General features: G+C 76.3%; 14 protein-coding genes and 1 pseudogene. 8 read left to right on the plus strand and 7 right to left on the minus strand.

What is annotated here, in order from left to right; translation table 11 throughout:
• The first annotated feature begins 184 nt into the window (after positions 1–184).
• Positions 185–961, plus strand: a complete 777-nt coding sequence (locus NT8_RS20685; RefSeq protein ID WP_067972245.1) for a class I SAM-dependent methyltransferase — start codon at positions 185–187, stop codon at positions 959–961.
• Here the strand turns inward: NT8_RS20685 and treZ are convergent.
• Both treZ and NT8_RS20695 read right to left on the minus strand, forming a co-directional pair.
• Entirely contained in the window at positions 906–2,696 is a 1,791-nt protein-coding gene (gene treZ, locus NT8_RS20690; protein ID WP_067972247.1) for a malto-oligosyltrehalose trehalohydrolase, read from the minus strand. The two genes, NT8_RS20685 and treZ, sit on opposite strands and share 56 nt — an antisense overlap.
• Positions 2,697–2,781: 85 nt before the next feature.
• Positions 2,782–3,666 (minus strand): putative RNA methyltransferase, encoded by an 885-nt coding sequence (locus NT8_RS20695; protein ID WP_067972250.1) that lies wholly within the window; start codon positions 3,664–3,666, stop codon positions 2,782–2,784.
• A gap of 94 nt (positions 3,667–3,760) precedes the next feature.
• Here NT8_RS20695 and NT8_RS29520 point away from each other — a divergent pair, with 94 nt between their 5' ends.
• The 3 genes from NT8_RS29520 to NT8_RS20705 are packed head-to-tail and all read left to right on the plus strand — an operon-like array spanning position 3,761 to position 4,292.
• Positions 3,761–3,907, plus strand: a complete 147-nt coding sequence (locus NT8_RS29520) for a hypothetical protein (RefSeq protein ID WP_157515911.1) — start codon at positions 3,761–3,763, stop codon at positions 3,905–3,907.
• The gene (locus NT8_RS20700; RefSeq protein WP_067972253.1) at positions 3,904–4,104 is read left to right on the plus strand and encodes a hypothetical protein; all 201 of its coding nucleotides are present in this window, start codon (positions 3,904–3,906) and stop codon (positions 4,102–4,104) included. The genes NT8_RS29520 and NT8_RS20700 overlap by 4 nt, the downstream gene beginning before the upstream one ends.
• A complete protein-coding gene (locus NT8_RS20705) occupies positions 4,101–4,292 on the plus strand; it encodes a hypothetical protein (protein ID WP_067972256.1) in 192 nt (63 codons plus the stop codon). The genes NT8_RS20700 and NT8_RS20705 overlap by 4 nt, the downstream gene beginning before the upstream one ends.
• 55 nt (positions 4,293–4,347) lie before the next feature.
• Here NT8_RS20705 and treY read toward each other — a convergent pair whose 3' ends face one another.
• The gene (gene treY / locus NT8_RS20710) at positions 4,348–6,696 is read right to left on the minus strand and encodes a malto-oligosyltrehalose synthase (protein ID WP_067972258.1); all 2,349 of its coding nucleotides are present in this window, start codon (positions 6,694–6,696) and stop codon (positions 4,348–4,350) included.
• 142 nt (positions 6,697–6,838) lie between these two features.
• Between treY and aroQ the strand changes: the two genes are divergently transcribed.
• Entirely contained in the window at positions 6,839–7,327 is a 489-nt protein-coding gene (aroQ, locus tag NT8_RS20715) for a type II 3-dehydroquinate dehydratase (RefSeq protein WP_067972261.1), read from the plus strand.
• Positions 7,328–7,494: 167 nt separating this feature from the next.
• The gene (gene pstS / locus NT8_RS20720) at positions 7,495–8,604 is read left to right on the plus strand and encodes a phosphate ABC transporter substrate-binding protein PstS (RefSeq protein ID WP_084469140.1); all 1,110 of its coding nucleotides are present in this window, start codon (positions 7,495–7,497) and stop codon (positions 8,602–8,604) included.
• Between the two features lie 217 nt (positions 8,605–8,821).
• Here the strand turns inward: pstS and NT8_RS20725 are convergent, their stop codons facing one another.
• The 4 genes from NT8_RS20725 to NT8_RS20740 all read right to left on the minus strand — a co-directional run bounded on the left by NT8_RS20725 (position 8,822) and on the right by NT8_RS20740 (position 14,844).
• Complete coding sequence (locus NT8_RS20725; protein WP_394326593.1) at positions 8,822–10,396, minus strand: glycosyltransferase; 1,575 nt, start codon at positions 10,394–10,396, stop codon at positions 8,822–8,824.
• A gap of 278 nt (positions 10,397–10,674) precedes the next feature.
• Positions 10,675–11,919, minus strand: coding sequence for a metal-dependent hydrolase family protein (locus NT8_RS20730; protein ID WP_067972266.1), 1,245 nt, complete (start codon positions 11,917–11,919; stop codon positions 10,675–10,677).
• Positions 11,920–11,966: 47 nt separating this feature from the next.
• Entirely contained in the window at positions 11,967–13,532 is a 1,566-nt protein-coding gene (locus NT8_RS20735) for an AbgT family transporter (protein WP_067972268.1), read from the minus strand.
• Positions 13,533–13,557: 25 nt separating this feature from the next.
• The gene (locus NT8_RS20740; protein ID WP_067972271.1) at positions 13,558–14,844 is read right to left on the minus strand and encodes a metal-dependent hydrolase family protein; all 1,287 of its coding nucleotides are present in this window, start codon (positions 14,842–14,844) and stop codon (positions 13,558–13,560) included.
• Between the two features lie 171 nt (positions 14,845–15,015).
• Between NT8_RS20740 and NT8_RS20745 the strand changes: the two genes are divergently transcribed.
• Both NT8_RS20745 and NT8_RS28870 read left to right on the plus strand, forming a co-directional pair.
• On the plus strand, positions 15,016–16,050 hold the full coding sequence (locus tag NT8_RS20745) for an Lrp/AsnC family transcriptional regulator (protein ID WP_067972274.1): 1,035 nt from the start codon (positions 15,016–15,018) through the stop codon (positions 16,048–16,050).
• 461 nt (positions 16,051–16,511) lie between these two features.
• Positions 16,512–16,698: pseudogene (locus NT8_RS28870) on the plus strand (TerC family protein); the annotation flags it as partial.

Raw genomic sequence — 16,698 nt, forward strand, 5'->3', positions numbered from 1 at the left:
TGGGCGCGGCACCGCGCCGCGCCCGCCGCGCCGCGCCACGCGCAGGGTGGGTCCGCACCCCGGTCGGGGGTGGGGTCCGGCCCACCCCGGATCGGTCCTGCGCCCCCGTGCCCGCGGACCCCGCCGCGGCCTAGCGTTCCGGTACGGACGGGCGGACGGGCCCGCCGGACACGGGAGGCGGCACATGGCACTCGATGAGATCCACCGCGACTGGGACGTCCTCGGCGCGGCCGACCCGCTGTGGGCGGTGCTGACCGAGCGGGGGCGGCGCGGCCCCGCCTGGACCGAGGAGGAGTTCCTGGCGACCGGCCGGGCCGAGGTGGCGGCCGCGTTCGACCGGCTGGACCGGCTCGGGCTGCCGGTCGGGACCGGGCGGGCGCTGGACTTCGGCTGCGGGGCGGGCCGGCTCACCGCGGCGCTGACCGAGCGGTTCGACGAGGTCGTGGGGGTGGACATCGCGGCGTCGATGCTGGCCGAGGCGCGCCGGATGGACCGGTCCGGCGGCCGGGCGGTGTTCCTGCACAACACGGCGCCCGACCTGGCGCTGCTGGGGTCGGACGGGTTCGACCTGGTCTACACCGACCGGGTGCTGCAGCACCTCACCCCCGGGCTCGCCCGGGGCTACCTGGCCGAGCTGCTGCGGGTCCTGCGGCCGGGCGGGGTGCTCGTGGCCGGGCTGCCCGACCGGGCCACGGTCCCGCTGTTCGGCGCGGTCGCGCGGACGCTGCCGCACCCGGTGCTGCGGTTCGTGCAGCGGCGCGTGCTGGGCTACCCGGCGCCGATGCGCATGCACGCCGTCCCGGCGGCGGAGGTGGCCGCGCTGGTGCGCGCCAACGGCGGCCGGCTGGTGGACACGGTCGCCTACGGCGCGGACCCGGTCTGGCACCACGTCCGGCACTTCGTGGTCAAGGGCGGGGCGGCGGACCGGCCGCGCCCGGTGGGGCGGGTCCGGCGGCGGTGACCACCGCGAACGCCTCGGCGGGCAGCCGCACCACGGCGCCGTCGGCGGTGGCGCCGGGGGTGGCGAGCAGCACCCGGCCGGCGGGCCGGTCGAGCGCGGCGTCGGCGGGTTCGGGGCGCAGATTGACCGCGACCCGCAGGCCGCCGCGGTGCAGGACCAGGACGCGCCCGTCGTCGGCGGCGTCGACCCGGAACCGGTCCAGGCGCGGGTCGGCGAGGTCGGGGTGGGAGCGGCGCAGCGCGATGAGGGCGCGGTAGGCGGCGAGGACGTCGCGGTGCGGCGCGGCGCCGCGCTCGTCCCAGCGCAGCACGGAGGCGTCGCGGGTGGCGGGGTCCATGGGGTCGGGGATGTCGGCGGCGCCCCACCCGTGGGCGGCGAACTCGCGGCGGCGGCCGGCCCGCACCCCCTCGGCGAGATCGGGGTCGGGGAAGGACGCGAAGAACCGCCAGGGCGTGGAGGCCGCCCACTCCTCCCCCATGAACAGCATCGGGGTGTAGGGCGAGCACAGCACGAGGGCGGCGCCGCACACCAGCAGCCCCGGGGAGGCGGTCTCGGCCATGCGGTCGCCGCGCGCCCGGTTGCCGATCTGGTCGTGGTTCTGCAGGTAGGCGAGGAACCGGTGGCCGGGCAGGCGGCCCCGGTCGACCGGGGCGCCGTGGGCGCGGCCGCGGAACGAGGAGTGGCCGCCGTCGTGCAGGAACACGCGCTCCAGGGTGCGGGCGAGGACGCCCGGGGCGGCGAAGTCGGCGTAGTAGCCGTGGTCCTCGCCGGTGAGGGCGGCGTGCAGGGCGTGGTGGAGGTCGTCGGCCCATTGCGCGCCCATGCCGTGCCCGCCGGCCTCGCGGGAGGCGACCATGCGCGGGTCGTTCAGGTCGGACTCGGCGATGAGGGTCAGCGGGCGGCGCAGCCCGGCGGCGAGCGCGTCGGCCGCGGCCGCGAGTTCGGTGAGCAGGTGGGTGGCGCGGGTGTCGCGCAGCGCGTGCACGGCGTCGATCCGCAGCCCGTCGAGGTGGTAGTCGCGCAGCCAGCCCAGGGCGTTGTCGATGACGTAGCGGCGGACCTCGTCGGAGCCGGGGCCGTCGAGGTTGAGGGAGGGGCCCCACGCGTTCTCGCCGCGGAAGTAGGGGCCGAACCGGGGCAGGTAGGCGCCGGCGGGGCCGAGGTGGTTGTAGACCACGTCGAGCAGCACGCCCAGGCCGCGCCGGTGGCAGGCGTCGACGAACCGCTTGAACGCGTCGGGGCCGCCGTAGGGGTCGTGGACGGCGCCCCACAGCACACCGTCGTAGCCCCAGCCGTAGGGGCCGTCGAAGGCGTTGACGGGCAGCACCTCGACCAGGTCGGCGCCGAGGTCGGTCAGGTGGTCGAGGCGGCCGATGGCGGCGTCGAAGGTGCCTTCGGGGGTGAAGGTGCCGATGTGCAGTTCGTAGACGACGGAGCCGGGCAGGGCGCGGCCGGTCCAGTCGGCGTCGGTCCAGGGGAAGGCGGCGTGGTCGTAGCGGCGGGAGGGGCCGTGCACGCCGTGGGGCTGCCAGGCGGAGCGGGGGTCGGGCAGCGGGTCGGGGTCGTCGTCGAGCAGGAAGGCGTAGTCGGTGCCGGGTCCGGCGCCGGGGACGGCGGCGTGCCACCACCCGGTGCCGTCGGCGGTCATCGGGTGGTCGGTGCCGTCGATGCGGAGTCGGACCCGGTGGCGGTCGGGCGCCCAGACGGCGTACCGCTCCCCTTCGCGCGCGTTCACGGCTGCGGCCTACCCACGCGGGGCCGCCGCTATGCCGCCCGGGCCCGGCGGACGGGCGCGGCGGCCCGCCTGTACTCAGCCACCGCTACGCGGCGCGGGGCCGGTGGACGGAGAGGCGGAACGACGCGGTGGCCGGCACCGGGTCGGGCAGGGCGGCGACGCGGGCGGCGAGGTCGCCCGCCGCGATGTGCCGGGCGCTGGGGCCCATGCCGGCGGCGGTGGCGGCGTCGGCGTGCGGGAGCAGCAGCGGGACGTCCAGCTCCTCGGTGTGGACGGTGGTGAAGTGGTCGCCGAGGGTGCGCTCCAGCCGCTCCTCCTTGCGGGCGTCGACGGCGACGAGCCCGAGGGGGCCGACCAGCCCGTCGAGATGGCGGGCGGTGGGCACGACGACGAGGAGGGCGCCGTCGTCCCGCAGCACGCGCCGGAATCCGGCGCCGTCGCGCGGCGCGAACACGTTGAGCAGCACCGACACCGACCCGGTGCGCAGCGGGAGGCCCTGCCAGGCGTCGCAGGCGGCGGCCCCGGCGCGGGGGTGGGCCTTGGCGGCGCGGCGCAGGGCGTACTTGGAGACGTCCAGGGCGATCCCGGCGGCGCCGGGCGCGGCGTCGAGCACGGCGGCGAGGTAGTAACCGGTGCCGGCGCCGACGTCGGCGGCGAGCCCGTCGCCGAGGCCGTGCGCGGTGGCGAGGGCGGCGAGCCGCCGGGCGAGCGGGGCGTAGTGGCCGGCGTCCTGGAAGGCCCGGCGGTCGGCGACCATGGCGGCGGTGTCGCCCCCGGTGGGCGGCCGCCGCCCGGTGAGCAGCCCGGCGTAGCCCTCGCGGGCCACGTCGAAGGAGTGCCCGGCGGGGCACACCAGCCCCCCGCGCGCGTCCCCGCCCAGCCCGCCCCCGCAGTGCGGGCACACCAGCGCCGCCAGCACCCGCCCCGGCATCCGCAGCCGATCGGGCACCCCGATCCCCGTCTCCCCCATGACAGCGCACCCTACCCCCGCCCTCACCATCCGTTTTCGGGAGAACACCCACGCGCACGAAGAGTCAGGACTACGTTGCCGAATGTAGTTCCGCATGTACCACACGAGGACCAAGAAGGGCCGCGCGGGCAACGTCATGGGCTCGGGCCGCACTCGTGGCGGGCGTCGGATCGTCGTCGTCGCCGCGTGGGACCCGGAGTCACGACGCATCCGACCGATCAACGCCTGGGAGGCCGAATGACGGACAAACCGCTGGAAGACATGTCGGAGGAGGAGCTCTCAGAGTTCTACTACGCCCACGCCGACACGATCGAGGAGCACTTCGCGGACGGCACGGTCGACCTGAGGCCGGCGGCGTCCCTGGGCGTCAACACCTCCGTGCGGTTCGCCCTCGATGAGCACCGGGCGGTCCGCCGGGCGGCGGAGGACGCCGGGTGAGCGTCTCCGCGTGGATCCGCCAGGCGTGCGCCGACGCGATCGCGCGCGCCGACGACCCCGGTCAGCGCGAGCTCCAGGAGAGCCTGGCCCAGGCCGGCGCCGCCGTACAACGGGCCCGGCGGCTCGCCCAGCGCGCGTCCGGCCGGACTCGGAGGCCGGCGGGCGGGTCGGCGCACCGGCCGACGTGATCGGCCGGGCGTCCGCGCTCGGATGGCGGCGGTGTCGGTGGGCCGGCGCCCGGGGTCAGTCGCGGGTGAGGAGGGCGACGGGGTAGCGGGTGAGGAGGGGGGCGAGGGGGGCCGTGGTGGGGCCCTCGGCGGCGGCGGGGACGGGGCGGCCGGTGAGGCGGTCGGTCCAGGTGCCGGGGCCCGGCGGGAGGGGGACCTCGGTGTCGCGCCAGCCGCCCGCGGCCGCCAGGCCGAGCGGGAGGCGGGTGGCGACCACCACGACGTCGCGCGCCGGGCCCCGGGCGAACGCGACCGCGTGCTCGGCGGCGGCGCCCACGGGTACCAGCGGCAGGTAGCCGCGCAGGTCGCGGTCGCGGCGGACGTGCAGGGCGTGCCGGACCACGTGCAGCTTGGCCTCGCCGGTGGCGTCGATGTCGGGCAGCCGGCCCTGCTCCAGGCGGCCGAGCAGGGCGTCGCGGGTGGCGAAGTCGACCGGGCGGCGGTTGTCGGGGTCGACCAGCGAGAGGTCCCACAGCTCGGTGCCCTGGTAGACGTCGGGCACGCCGGGGGCCAGGAGCTGCACCAGCTTCTGCCCCAGGGCGTTGCTCCACCCGGCGGGGCGGATGCGCGTGACGAGGGCGGCGACCTCCTCCGCCAGGTCGGCGTCGGTGAGCACCGCCTCGGGCCAGGCGGCGACCTCGGTGTCGAAGTCGGGGTCGGGGTCGGTCCAGGAGGTCCGGACCTTGGCCTCGCGCGCCGCCTTGAGCAGGTAGTCGCGCAGCCGCCCCGCGCTGATCGGCCAGGCGCCGAGCAGGGTCTGCCAGGCGAGCAGGTTGAGCGACGGCTCGCCGATGCCGCGGCGGGCGGTCCAGCGGCGGATCGCCGCGGCGGCCTCGTCGGGGATCTCGCTGAGCACCGCCAGGCGCGCGCGGACGTCCTCGGAGCGCTTGGTGTCGTGGGTGGACAGCGAGGTCATGGTGTGCGGGCGGCCGGACTCGCGGCGCGCCGCCGCGGCGTGGAACGCGTCGACGCCGACTCCGAACGCGGCGGGGTCGCCGCCGACCTCGTTCAGGGCGGTGAACCGGGTGGCCCGGTAGAAGGCGGTGTCCTCGGTGCCCTTGGCCACGACCATGCCGCTGGTCTGCTGGATGCGACGGGCGAGTTCGCCGCCGGGGTCGGCGCGGACGCGGCGGTCGATGCCGGCGAGGTCGTCGGCGAGGTCGGGGCGGGCGGCGGCGGCCCGGCGTACGGCCGCGTCCCAGTCGGCGCGGCCCTCAGGCAGGTAGCTGCGGTAGACGGGGAAGGCGGCGAGGAGTTCGGCGACGGCCTCCCGGGTGCGCTCGGGGCCGGAGCCGGCCTCCCGGGGGTGGTCGGGGTCGGCACCGGCCGCCAGGGCGGCGATGCGGCGGACCTCGGCGGGCAGCAGCCGGGTGGCGGCCAGCCGCCGCGCCCCGGCCTCGACCGCGGCGGTGTCGGTGGGCACGCCCAGCGCCTCGGCCAGGTCGGTGAACGGGGCCTCGCCGGCGGGGTCGACGAACAGCCCGCACACCTCGCGCAGGGCGTCGTAGCCGGTGGTGCCGGCGACGGGCCAGGAGGCGGGCAGGTCCTCGCCGGGTTGCAGGATCTTCTCGGCGACGATCCACCCGGGGAAGGCGGCGGCCAGGTCGCGCAGGTAGCCGCCGGGGTCGGTGAGGCCGTCGGGGTGGTCCACGCGCAGGCCGTCGAGTTCGCCGCGCGCGGCCCAGCGCAGGATCTCGGCGTGGGTGGCGGCGAAGACGTCGGGGTCCTCGACCCGTACCCCGGCGAGGTCGGTGACGTCGAAGAACCGGCGGTAGCCGAGGTCGGCGGCGCCGCGCCGCCAGGACACCAGCCGGTAGTGCTGGCGCTCGTGGACCTCGGCGGGGTCGCCGCCGCCGGTGCCGGGCGCGAGCGGGTAGCGGTGCTCCTCGTAGCAGAGGCGGTCGCCGTCGACGGTGAGTCCGCGCAGCGCGGCGGCGCCGCCGTCGCCGTCGTCGGCGAGGACGGGCAGCAGGAGGGGCCCGCGCGACCAGTCGACGTCGAACCAGTGCGCGTGGGCGGAGTCGCGCCCGTGGCGCAGGACGTCCCACCAGGCCGGGTTGGCCTCGGGCACGGCCACCGACATGTGGTTGGGGACGATGTCGACCACGATGCCCATGCCGCGCTCGCGCAGCAGCGCGGTGAGGGCGGTGCGGCCCTCGTCGCCGCCGAGGGCGTCCGCGACCGCGGCGGGGTCGACCACGTCGTAGCCGTGCGTGGACCCGGGGGCCGCGGTGAGCAGCGGGGACGTGTACACGGCGTCGACCCCGAGGCGGTGCAGGTAGTCGACGAGCCGGGCGGCGTGGTGCAGCGTGAACCCGGGGTGCAGTTGCAGCCGGTAGGTCGACGCGGGCGTGTGCGTTGTCATCGAGGGCGGTGTGCCCCGTCGGAGGGCGGTTGACACCGGGGCGGGCGCCGCCGCCGGGCCGCGCGTCCGCCCCGGCGGGCGCGGGCGGCGGGGTTAGGCTGTGCGACGTCTCCGAACCGCCTCCCCGGAAGGGTCCGCCACCGTGCCCACGACCACCGACCGCCCCACCGTGCTGCTGCTCAACGGCCCCAACCTCAACCTGCTCGGCGAGCGCGACCCGGCCCAGTACGGCAGCACGACGCTGGCCGACGTCGAGCGCCGGGTCGTCGCGCTGGGCGCGGAGCTGGGCGCCGACGTGGAGTGCGCGCAGAGCAACCACGAGGGGGTCCTGGTCGACCACGTGCACCGGGCGCGGGGACTGGACGGGATCGTGCTCAACCCGGGGGCGCTGGCGCACTACAGCATCGCGCTGCGCGACGCGGTCGAGGCGGTGCCGGTGCCGTGCGTGGAGGTGCACATCTCCAACGTCTACGCGCGCGAGGCGTTCCGGCACACGTCGGTGACGGCGCCGGTGATGGCCGGCTACATCGCCGGGTGCGGGGTGGCGGGCTACGAGCTGGGGATCCGGGCGGTGCTGGGGCGGATCGCGGAGGCGCGGGCGGCGGCGCGGCCGGGCCCCGCAGCGGGGTGAGAGCGGGGTGAGGAGTTCCCCACAACCCCTCTGTTCGGCACACACCACCACCTGTTGTTAAATTTCAGGTCGGTCTCCGATCACCGGAGGTTCAGCCGAACGCCGTCGGATAGGTCTGCGTGTGCACACGGAGTCACCCGGCGAACACGAGGGGGATTGACGCAGTCGTGCAGCCGTCCACGTATCGCAGGGTGTCCGCCGTCGCGCTCGCCGGGGCGGTGGCGCTGACCGCCGGGTGCGGCAGCGACGACGCCGTGCGCGGCAACAACCCGCTGCCGGTCCCCGCCGACCTCGCCTGCTTCGACGGCAGCCTGTCGGCGTCGGGGTCCAGCGCCCAGGAGAACGCCATGCAGACCTGGGTGGCGGGCTACCAGACGGAGTGCGAGGACGCGCTGGTCTTCTACAACTCGATCGGGTCGGGCGGCGGGCGCAGCCAGTTCCTCGACGGCGCGGTGGCCATCGCCGGCTCCGACGCCGCCCTCGACCCCGAGGAGCACGCGGAGGCCCGCCCCCGCTGCGCCGGCGCCGAGGCGGTGAACATCCCCGCCTACGTGGTGCCGATCGCCGTCGTGTTCCACCTGGAGGGCGTGGAGGAGCTGCGGCTGCGCCCGGAGACCATCGCGGCGATCTTCGACCAGCAGATCACCACCTGGAACGATCCGCGGATCGCCGAGGACAACCCGGACGCCGACCTGCCGGACATGCGCATCACCCCGGTGTCGCGGTCCGACGACTCCGGCACCACGGAGAACTTCACGGAGTACCTGGCGGCGGCCGCCGGGGACGCCTGGCCGCACGAGCCGGGCGGCATGTGGCCGCTGCCGCCGGTGGAGGCCGCGCAGGGCAACAGCGGCATCGCCGAGGCCGTCGAGGGCGGCCAGGGGACGATCGGCTACGTCGAGGCGTCGCACATCGGCGGCATGTCCAGCGTCGAGGTGGGCGTGGGCGACGAGTTCGTGGCGGTGTCGCCGGAGTCGGCGGCGGCCGTGGTGGCGAACTCCCCCGAGCGCGAGGGGAACACGGAGCACGACCACGCGCTGGAGCTCGACTACGGCACCACCGCGTCCGGCACCTACCCGATCGTGCTGGTGAGCTATGAGATCGCCTGCCTGCGCTACGAGGACGCGGCCGAGGCCGAGCGGGTGCGCGACTTCCTGGGCTACGTGATCAGCCCCGAGGGCCAGCGGGCGGCGGCCGAGGAGACCGGGTCGGCGCCGCTGCCCGAGGACGTCCACGCCTCGCTGCAGGCGTCCGTCGACGCGATCGCCGGGGGCTGACGGCGCCCCTCCGCGCCGCCCGCGCCCGGCGTCCGCACCGGCGGAAACGGGCGGCGCGTCACCACGCGCGCCCGACATGTGGCAGAGTGTTATGGCCGCGCGCGTCGGCCGGTCCGCGTGCCCGGCCGGTGTCTTCCCCCACCGGCCGGCGGCCGGGCCCCCGCGGCACGCGTCCGGGCCGGGCGCCCGGCGGGTCCCGGGCGCCCGCCCCGAGCGCTCACCGGCCGCGGCGGCGGAACGGGCCGCGCAGCGCCGACAGCATCCGCCGCAGCGGGCCCTCCGGCCCGCGCCCGGCGGGCGCGGCCGGGGCGGTGCGACCGGCCTCCGCGTCCGGGTCCGCCCCGCCCTCCCTCTCCCCCGCCGCCTCCGCCGGCCGCCCGGGGAGCCCGGGGGTCCGCGGCGGGGGCGGCCCGTCCAGGTCGACCAGCGCGCCGCCGCCCGCGCGCACCCGGTAGCGGCCGTGCAGTTCGGCCACCACGTCGGCGGGGTCCTCGCCGAGCGTGCGCACCCGCAGGGCGCGGGTGAGGGCGCGGGTGGTCCACAGCCGCACGGGCGCGCGGGCCGCAGCGGGCGGGTCGGGCACGAGTTCGGTGAGGCCGGCGCGGGAGCGCTCGGCGCGGGCGAGCAGCCCGGCGAGGGCGGTGGGGCCCAGCCCCCAGCCGGCCGGGACCTCCAGCAGGTAGGGCGAGGGGAACCCGGTGCGCGGGGCGATGGCGGCGAACCGGACCCGCGGGTCGCCCAGGTAGGCGGCCTGGAGCAGGCGCAGGTCGAGCGCCGGGGCGTCCGCGGCCCCGACACCGGCGTCCCAGTCGGCGACGAGGGTGACGGCGAGGTCGTCCTCGCCGCCCTCCAGCAGGCGGTCGACGCAGCCCCGGACGGTCTCGTAGCGCCCCCCGGCGGCGTCGACCACGGCGCGCACCAGGGGGACGCGGCGGCGGTGTGCGGGCAGCGGGGCGCGGTGGGTGCGCGGGTGCGGCATCAGCTCGGCGAGGACCTCGCGGTGGTAGCGGGGCGAGGGCACCCGGGTGCGGGTCGCCGGGTTGGCGGCGCACCGGTGGGCGTCGGCGGCGGGTTCGGGGACCAGCAGCGCCCCGGCCTGCCAGAGCCGGTAGCCGAACTCGGTGTCCTGGCCGAGGTCCAGAGCCGGGTCGACGCCGCCCGCCGCCTCGTACAGGGAGCGGCGCAGCGCGGCGGACGCGCCGGTGTAGGCGGTGAAGCCGAGGTGGTCGAAGTGGCCGGGGCCGCCCTGCGGCACGCCCGGCGCGCCCGGCGCTGCGGCGGCCTGCGGCGGGAGGGCCGGGCGGACCCGGCCGACGGTGACGCACTCGGCGTGCGCGTGCTGCCAGCGGGCGTGCGCCTCCAGGTGGGCGGGTCCGACGGTGAGCCCGGCGTCGAGCCAGCAGAGGATGTCGCCGGAGGTGACGTGGGCGCCGTAGGCGCGGGCGTGGCCGGCGCCCCAGCCGCCGGCGGGCGCGGTCTCGACCCGGCAGCGCTCGGGGCGCAACGGCGGCGGGGCCAGTGGCGGCCGGGAGTGGTCGTCGACGACCACCACCTCGACCAGGTGCGCCGGGTAGGTCTGCGCGGCGAGCGCCGCGAGGGTGGCGGCGACGCCTTCGGGGTGGCCGCGGGCGGGGATGACCACGCTGATGGTGCGGGTGGGGGTCCACCGGCCGATCGTCGGCGGGGTGAGCATGCTCCAGTCGTTGCGGGGGACGCGCAGGGGCACGCGCTCGATGCGGCCGCGGCGGGTGACGCCGTCGGCGCGCGACTCCGCGTACTCGGGAGATGACACAGGGTGATCATACGCGGTGGCAGCGGGTGCGGTCGGCAAGCACCCGGGCGGGCGCCGGCGGGTGCGCCGCCGCGGCCGTCCTCCGCGGCGGTGCACCCGTGGCCGTGCCCGGCGGCGCGATGGCGCGCCGGCGCCGCGGGGTCCGCGCGGATCGGCGCGGGTCCCTCACGACGCCTCCGACCCTAGGGCGGACCGGTGACATTTCGCGGCGCCGCCGCCCGGTCCCGCCCCGCGCGGGGCGGGACCGGGCGCGGCCGGGCGGCGGGGAGGGACCGGGGTCAGGCCGCGGGCAGCGCGTCCTTGACCGCGCGGCCGTCCTGGACCACCAGCACGATGTTGGCGGGGTCGGCGAGGACCCCCACGTCCGCCAGCGGGTCGCCGTCGCAGACGACGAGGTCGGCGGTCATCCCGGCGCGGACCGTGCCCAGCCGGTCGGCGACACCGAGCAGTTCGGCGGCGTGCGCGGTGCCCGCCCGGATCGCCGCCATGGGGCTCATCCCGACCGCGACGAGGTGCCGCAGCTCGGCGAGGTTGGCGCCGTGCGGCGAGATGCCGGCGTCGGTGCCCAGCGCCACCCGCACCCCGCGCCGCACGGCCTCGGAGACGCGCTCGAAGGTGCGCTCGGCGAGGGCGCGCTTGGTGGCCACGGCCTTGCGCGACATCAGGTGCTCGCGGTCGGCGAAGTCGAACGTCGCCAGGGTCGGCACCAGGAAGGTGCCGCGCTCCAGCATCAGGTCGATGCCCTCGTCGTCCACGAGGTAGCCGTGCTCGATGCTCGTCACCCCGCCGCGCACCGCGTTGCGGATGCCCGCGGCGCCCTGGGCGTGCGCGGCCACCGGGCGGCCGCCGTGCCGGGCGGTCTCCTCGACCACGGCGGCGATCTCCTCGACCGTCAGCCCCTCGTCGTCGGGGGTGTCGGACGGGCTGGAGACGCCGCCGGTGGCGCAGAGCTTGATGACGTCGGCGCCGTCGCGCATCAGCCGCCGGGCGCCGACCCGCGCCTCGTGCACGGAGTCCACGATCTCGCCGGTGGTGTTGCCGCACTCGTGCAGGTTGACGCCGGTGGGCAGGGTGAAGTCGGCGTGCCCGCCGGTGTGGCTCATCAGCCGCACGGCGACCCGCAACCGGGGGCCGGCGATCAGGCCGCGGTCGCGGGCCTCGCGGTAGCCGGCGTCGATCCCGCCGAGGTCGCGGGCGCTGGTGACGCCGGCGTGCAGGGTGCGGCGCATGCGCTCGGCGGTCTCGAACGCGTGCAGGCTGGGGTGCACGTCGAGGTTGTTCGAGGTGAGCCGGGAGGTGTCGGCGTAGTTGAAGTGGACGTGGGTGTCGAAGAACCCGGGCAGCAGGGTGCGGCCGCCGAGGTCGACCACCCGGGCGCCCTCGGGGGCGGGCGGCGCGTCCTGGGCGGGCCCGGCGTAGGCGATGGTGCCGCCGGTGACGACCACCGCGGCGGCGGTGACCGGGTCGGAGCCGGTGCCGTCGATGAGGGTGGCGTCGCGGTAGACGGTGGTGGGGGCGGGCACGGGGGTGCCTCCTCTCGGATGGGTGGCGGGGCGGGGCGGGCGGGGCGTCACAGGCGGATGCCCATGCCCGGCCCGATGGGGGCTCCGGTGAAGAAGAAGACGGTCAGCACGCCCACCCACAGCACCCAGAACACCACGGAGAACGGCAGCATGCGCGCGACGATCGTGCCGATGCCGGCGCCCGGCTCGTACTTGCGCAGGTAGCCGAGGATGATCACCAGGTAGGGGTTGAGCGGGGTGAGCGCCTGGGTGGCGGAGTCGCCGACGCGGAACGCGGCCTGGATGAACCCGGGCTCGTAGCCGATCAGGGCGAACATCGGCACGAACACGGCGGCGATGAGCGTCCACAGCGACGACCCGGAGGTCACCAGGAAGTTCAGCAGGGAGACGGCGACGATGAACGCGACGATCGCGCCGTAGCCGGTGAAGTGCGCCCGCTCCAGCAGCGAGGCGCCCTGCACGGCGATCCACGACGACATCCCGCTCCAGTTGAACAGGGCGAGGAACTGCGACAGCACGAACGCCACCACCAGGAACCCGGCCATGTCCTTGACCGAGTCGCCCATCATCCGCGACACGCTCTCGCTGCCGGTGATGGTGCGCACCCGCACGCCGTAGGCGACGGCGGGGACGACGAGCACCAGGAAGACGAGGAAGACGACCGAGGACAGCAGCGGCGACTCCGGCAGGAACGCGCCGTCCTCGTTGCGCATGGGCGCCCCGGCGGGCAGGGTCAGCGCGAGCACGGCGGCGACGGTCACCAGCAGGGCGGAGCCGGCCCAGCGCAGTCCGCTGCGCTCGGCGGTGGTCAGCTCGGTGGACATCGCCGGGACGGCGGCGCCCGTGTCGTCGGCGGCCTCGTCGCGGGAGATCCCGAGGCGGGCGATGCGCGGCTCCAGCACCTTGTCGATGAGCAGGCCGGCGCCGAGGGTGAGCAGCGCGGCGCAGCTCAGGCTGACGAACAGGTTGGACACCGGGGTGACGTGGGTGGTCATGTCGGCGACCGGGTCGGCCGCCGCGTTGCTGATCCCGGCGAGCAGCGCGTCGGTGCTGGTGACGAACGGGGTGCAGCTGAAGGCGGCGGTCGCGGTGGCGTAGGCGCCGAGCAGGCCGGCGACGGGGTGCCGGCCGGCGGCCTTGAACACCAGCGCGGCCAGCGGCGGGACCACGATCATCGACGCGTCGGACATGATGTGCGCGCACAGCGCCGTGAACGCGACCACGTACGGCAGCAGCCACCGGGGGGCGTTGCCGAACGCCCGGCGGACCAGGGCGGTCAGCAGCCCGGTGCGCTGGGCGATGCCGACGGCCAGCAGCATCGTCAGGACCACGCCCAGGGGCGGGAAGCCGATGAAGTTGTCGACCATAGTGGTCGTCAGCCAGGTGACGCCCTCGGCCGAGAAGAACCCCTTGATGGGGGTCGCGGCGTCCTCACCGGGCAGCGTGACGCTCAGGCCGAGCGCCGCCATGACCGACGACAGCGCGGCCACGGCGCCGAACAGGATGAGGAAGAGGCTGAACGGGTCGGGGAGCCGGTTGCCGGCCCGTTCGATCGCGTCCAGCAGCCGGTCGCCGAGGCGCGGCCGGGTCGCCTGCACAGAGGGGGTCGACATGTGTCACCTCACGGGGGGCGGGGGATCAGGGCTGGGTGCGCGCGGCCCGGCCGGCGGCGCCGGTGGTGTCCTTGTGCACCGCGCCGTCCTTGAGGACGGCGGTGATGTTGTCCGGGTCGGACAGGACGGAGATGTCGGCGATCGGGTCGCCGGCGCACACGACGACGTCGGCGCGCTTTCCGGTCTCGACCGTCCCGGTCTCGTCCAGGGTGCCGAGCAGCTCCGCGGCGTTGCGGGTGCCGGCGAGGAGGGCGCCCATCGGCGTCATGCCGTGCTCGACCAGCAGCGCGAGTTCGCGCAGGTTGCGGCCGTGCGGGCAGATCCCGGCGTCGGTGCCCATGGCGACCTTGACGCCCGCCGCGATCGCGGCGGAGATGTTGGCGCTCAGGTTCTCCTGGAGGCGCAGCTTCTTGGCGACGGCGTAGGGGGCGGAGGTCGCCGGGTCGGGCGGCGTGGTGGCGGTCGACAGGGTCGGCACCAGGTAGCCGCCCCGGGTGCCGAGCATGTCGATGCCCTCGGTGTCGATCTCGTAGCCGTGCTCGATGCTGGTGACGCCCGCGGTGAGGGCGTTGCGGATGCTGCGGGCGCTCTGCGCGTGGGCGGCGACCGGGACGTCGTGCGACGCGGCCTCCTCGACCACGGTGCGCATCTCGGTGATGTTGAGGCCGTCGTGCCAGGGGGTGTCGCGGGGGCTCCACACGCCGCCGCTGGCCATGACCTTGATGACGCCGGCGCCCTGGCGCATGGCCTCGCGGGTGTTGCGCAGCGCCTGGTCGGCGCCGTCGGTGAGCATACCGATGGCGCCGTTGGGGCCCATGGCGGCGCCGGCGTCGAAGCCGCAGCAGGTGCGGAAGTCGGCGTGCCCGCCGGTGGGGCCGAGCGCCCGGTAGGCGAGGGTGATGCGCGGGCCGGGGACGATGCCCTCGTCCACGGCCTGCTGCACGGCCATGTCGAGGCCGGCGAGATCGCGCACGCCGGTGACCCCGGCGGCGAGGGTGTCGCGCAGGATGGGGATGGCGGCGTAGTAGCCGTAGCCGGGGGGCTGGTCCACGAGGGCGGCGGGGTTCATCCTGCCGGCGCGCATGGTGAGGTGGACGTGGCAGTCGATGAACCCGGGCAGGATCGTCCCGCCCTCGGCGTCGACCTCCGTGTGCGGGCCGGTGACCTCGGGGAGTTCGCTCTCGGGGCCCACCCAGTCGATCCGGCCGGCCCGCGCGATCAGCGCGGCTGCGCGCAGCGGGGCGGCGCCGGTGCCGTCGATCAGCGTCCCGTTGCGGATCACGACGGTCGGCTGCGGGTGGTCCTGCGGCATGCTTCGTCCTCACTCTCGGCGGTGTGACCTGGTGCACCCCGGACACCCCCGAACCGCGTTAACACGCAGGAAACACACAGCTCAGAGAGGCTTCCGGGCACTGCGGCAACGTACAGGCACGCCGCCGGTAGACTGCTGAAATCGCCGGATTCCAGCGTTTCGGGGGGCTGTGTGCAGGTTTCCACCGACGTCAACGAGACGGATCTGGAGCTGATCAACGCGCTCCAGCTCGCGCCGCGCGCCTCCTGGGCCGAGCTGGCGCAGGTCCTGGACGTCGACGCCACCACGCTGGCGCGCCGCTGGCGGCGCCTGGAGGACGCCGGCCTGGTCCGCATCACCGCGTTCCCCCGGCAGGAGACGCTGTCGCGGATGAACATGGCCTACCTGGAACTGACCTGCCGCAACGGGCGGGTGATCGAGGTCGCCACGGCGCTGGCCGAGGACCCCGGGACGCTGAGCATCCAGTTCACGGCGGGCACCTACCACCTGCTGCTCACGGTCATCGCGCCGCAGGGGCTGTCGGACTACCTGCTGACCTGGATCGGCGGGTTCGCCGACATCGTGGGGTACCGGGCGCACGTGGTCACCGGGGTGCTGTTCGAGGCGCACCGGTGGCAGGTGCGGGCGCTCTCCCCCGACCAGCGCCGCCGGCTGACCGCGCTGAACGCGGCCGACCGCGGCGGCCCCCCGGCGGAGGGCCGCGTCACCGAGCTCGACCAGCGGCTGCTCACCCACCTGTGCGGCTCCGGGCGGGCCGGGTACCACGAGCTGGCGGAGCTGGCCGGGGTCAGCGCCACCACGGCCGCGCGCCGGCTCAACCGGTTGCTGCGGGGCGGCATCATCGGGCTGCGGTGCGACATCGCGCGGGCCGACCTGGGCTGGCCGGTGGCGGCGGTGCTGTGGGGGTCGGTCGACCCTCGGGTGCTGGACCGGGCGCGGACCGACCTGGGCGAGCGCGTCCCCGAGCTGCGGCTGTGCAGCACCATCGCCGGGCCGGAGAACACCCACTTCATCGTCTGGCTCCGGGCGGCGCCGGACCTGCAGCGCGTCGAGCAGCGGCTGGTGGAGGAGCTGCCGGGGCTGCACATCGCCGACCGGCGCGTGGTGCTGCGCACGGTCAAGTTCATGGGCAACGTCATGGGCCCCGACGAACGCTACGTCCGGACGGTCCCCCTGCGCCTCCTCCCACCCGCCCCGGCTGCCTGACCGGCCCGGTAGGGCGGGCGGACGCCGCGTCGGCCCACGGCCGCAACGGACTCCCGGCGCCACGGAGGCCCGGCGCCACGGAGGCCCCGGGCGGCGGTAGTCTCCAGTCCGGTGCCCGGCCCCCGCACCCCGGTCGGCCGGCACCGGCGCGCACCGCCCGCACGCCCGCCGGCCGCAGCGAACGGCGCTCCCGTACCCCCGGCGCGGAACGCCCGACGCGGCCCACCGCCGGTCCGTACCACCGGTCATTCCGGCGGACCCTTACGGTGTTCGGGCCGCTTAGGGGGTACCCGACGGTCCGGACCGCCCCGCCGAGTGAATACCATGGTGCGCCGTCGCATACCTCGCGGGGCGGTTGCGTCCGCCGCGGGCGGCCGCGCGGCCCCTCTCCCATCCGTGCCCCGGGTGTCCGGCATCCGGGGCGGGCACGCGTGTGCCCCCACCCCTGGAGCACTGCAACCTTGGACGTACAACCGTGGGTGTGGGCGGTGACCATCACCGTCCTGCTCGCCGTGATCGCGGCGGACTTCGTCATCATCGCCCGCCGTCCGCACGAACCCTCCATGCGCGAGGCCGGGGCGTGGATCGCCGTCTACGTCGGACTGGCGATCGTGTTCGGCATCGGCATGGCGTTCACCGCGGGCGGCT

This window comes from Nocardiopsis trehalosi NBRC 14201, assembly GCF_001552555.1.
GTDB lineage: Bacteria > Actinomycetota > Actinomycetes > Streptosporangiales > Streptosporangiaceae > Nocardiopsis_B > Nocardiopsis_B trehalosi.

Coding starts and splice junctions, on each gene's coding strand:
- NT8_RS20740 (WP_067972271.1), bottom strand. CDS start 14,844: ATGCCGCAGGACCACCCGCAGCCGACCGTCGTGATCCGCAACGGGACG.
- treY (WP_067972258.1), bottom strand. CDS start 6,696: ATGACAACGCACACGCCCGCGTCGACCTACCGGCTGCAACTGCACCCC.
- NT8_RS20700 (WP_067972253.1), top strand. CDS start 3,904: ATGACGGACAAACCGCTGGAAGACATGTCGGAGGAGGAGCTCTCAGAG.
- NT8_RS20735 (WP_067972268.1), bottom strand. CDS start 13,532: ATGTCGACCCCCTCTGTGCAGGCGACCCGGCCGCGCCTCGGCGACCGG.
- NT8_RS29520 (WP_157515911.1), top strand. CDS start 3,761: ATGTACCACACGAGGACCAAGAAGGGCCGCGCGGGCAACGTCATGGGC.
- NT8_RS20685 (WP_067972245.1), top strand. CDS start 185: ATGGCACTCGATGAGATCCACCGCGACTGGGACGTCCTCGGCGCGGCC.
- NT8_RS20695 (WP_067972250.1), bottom strand. CDS start 3,666: ATGGGGGAGACGGGGATCGGGGTGCCCGATCGGCTGCGGATGCCGGGG.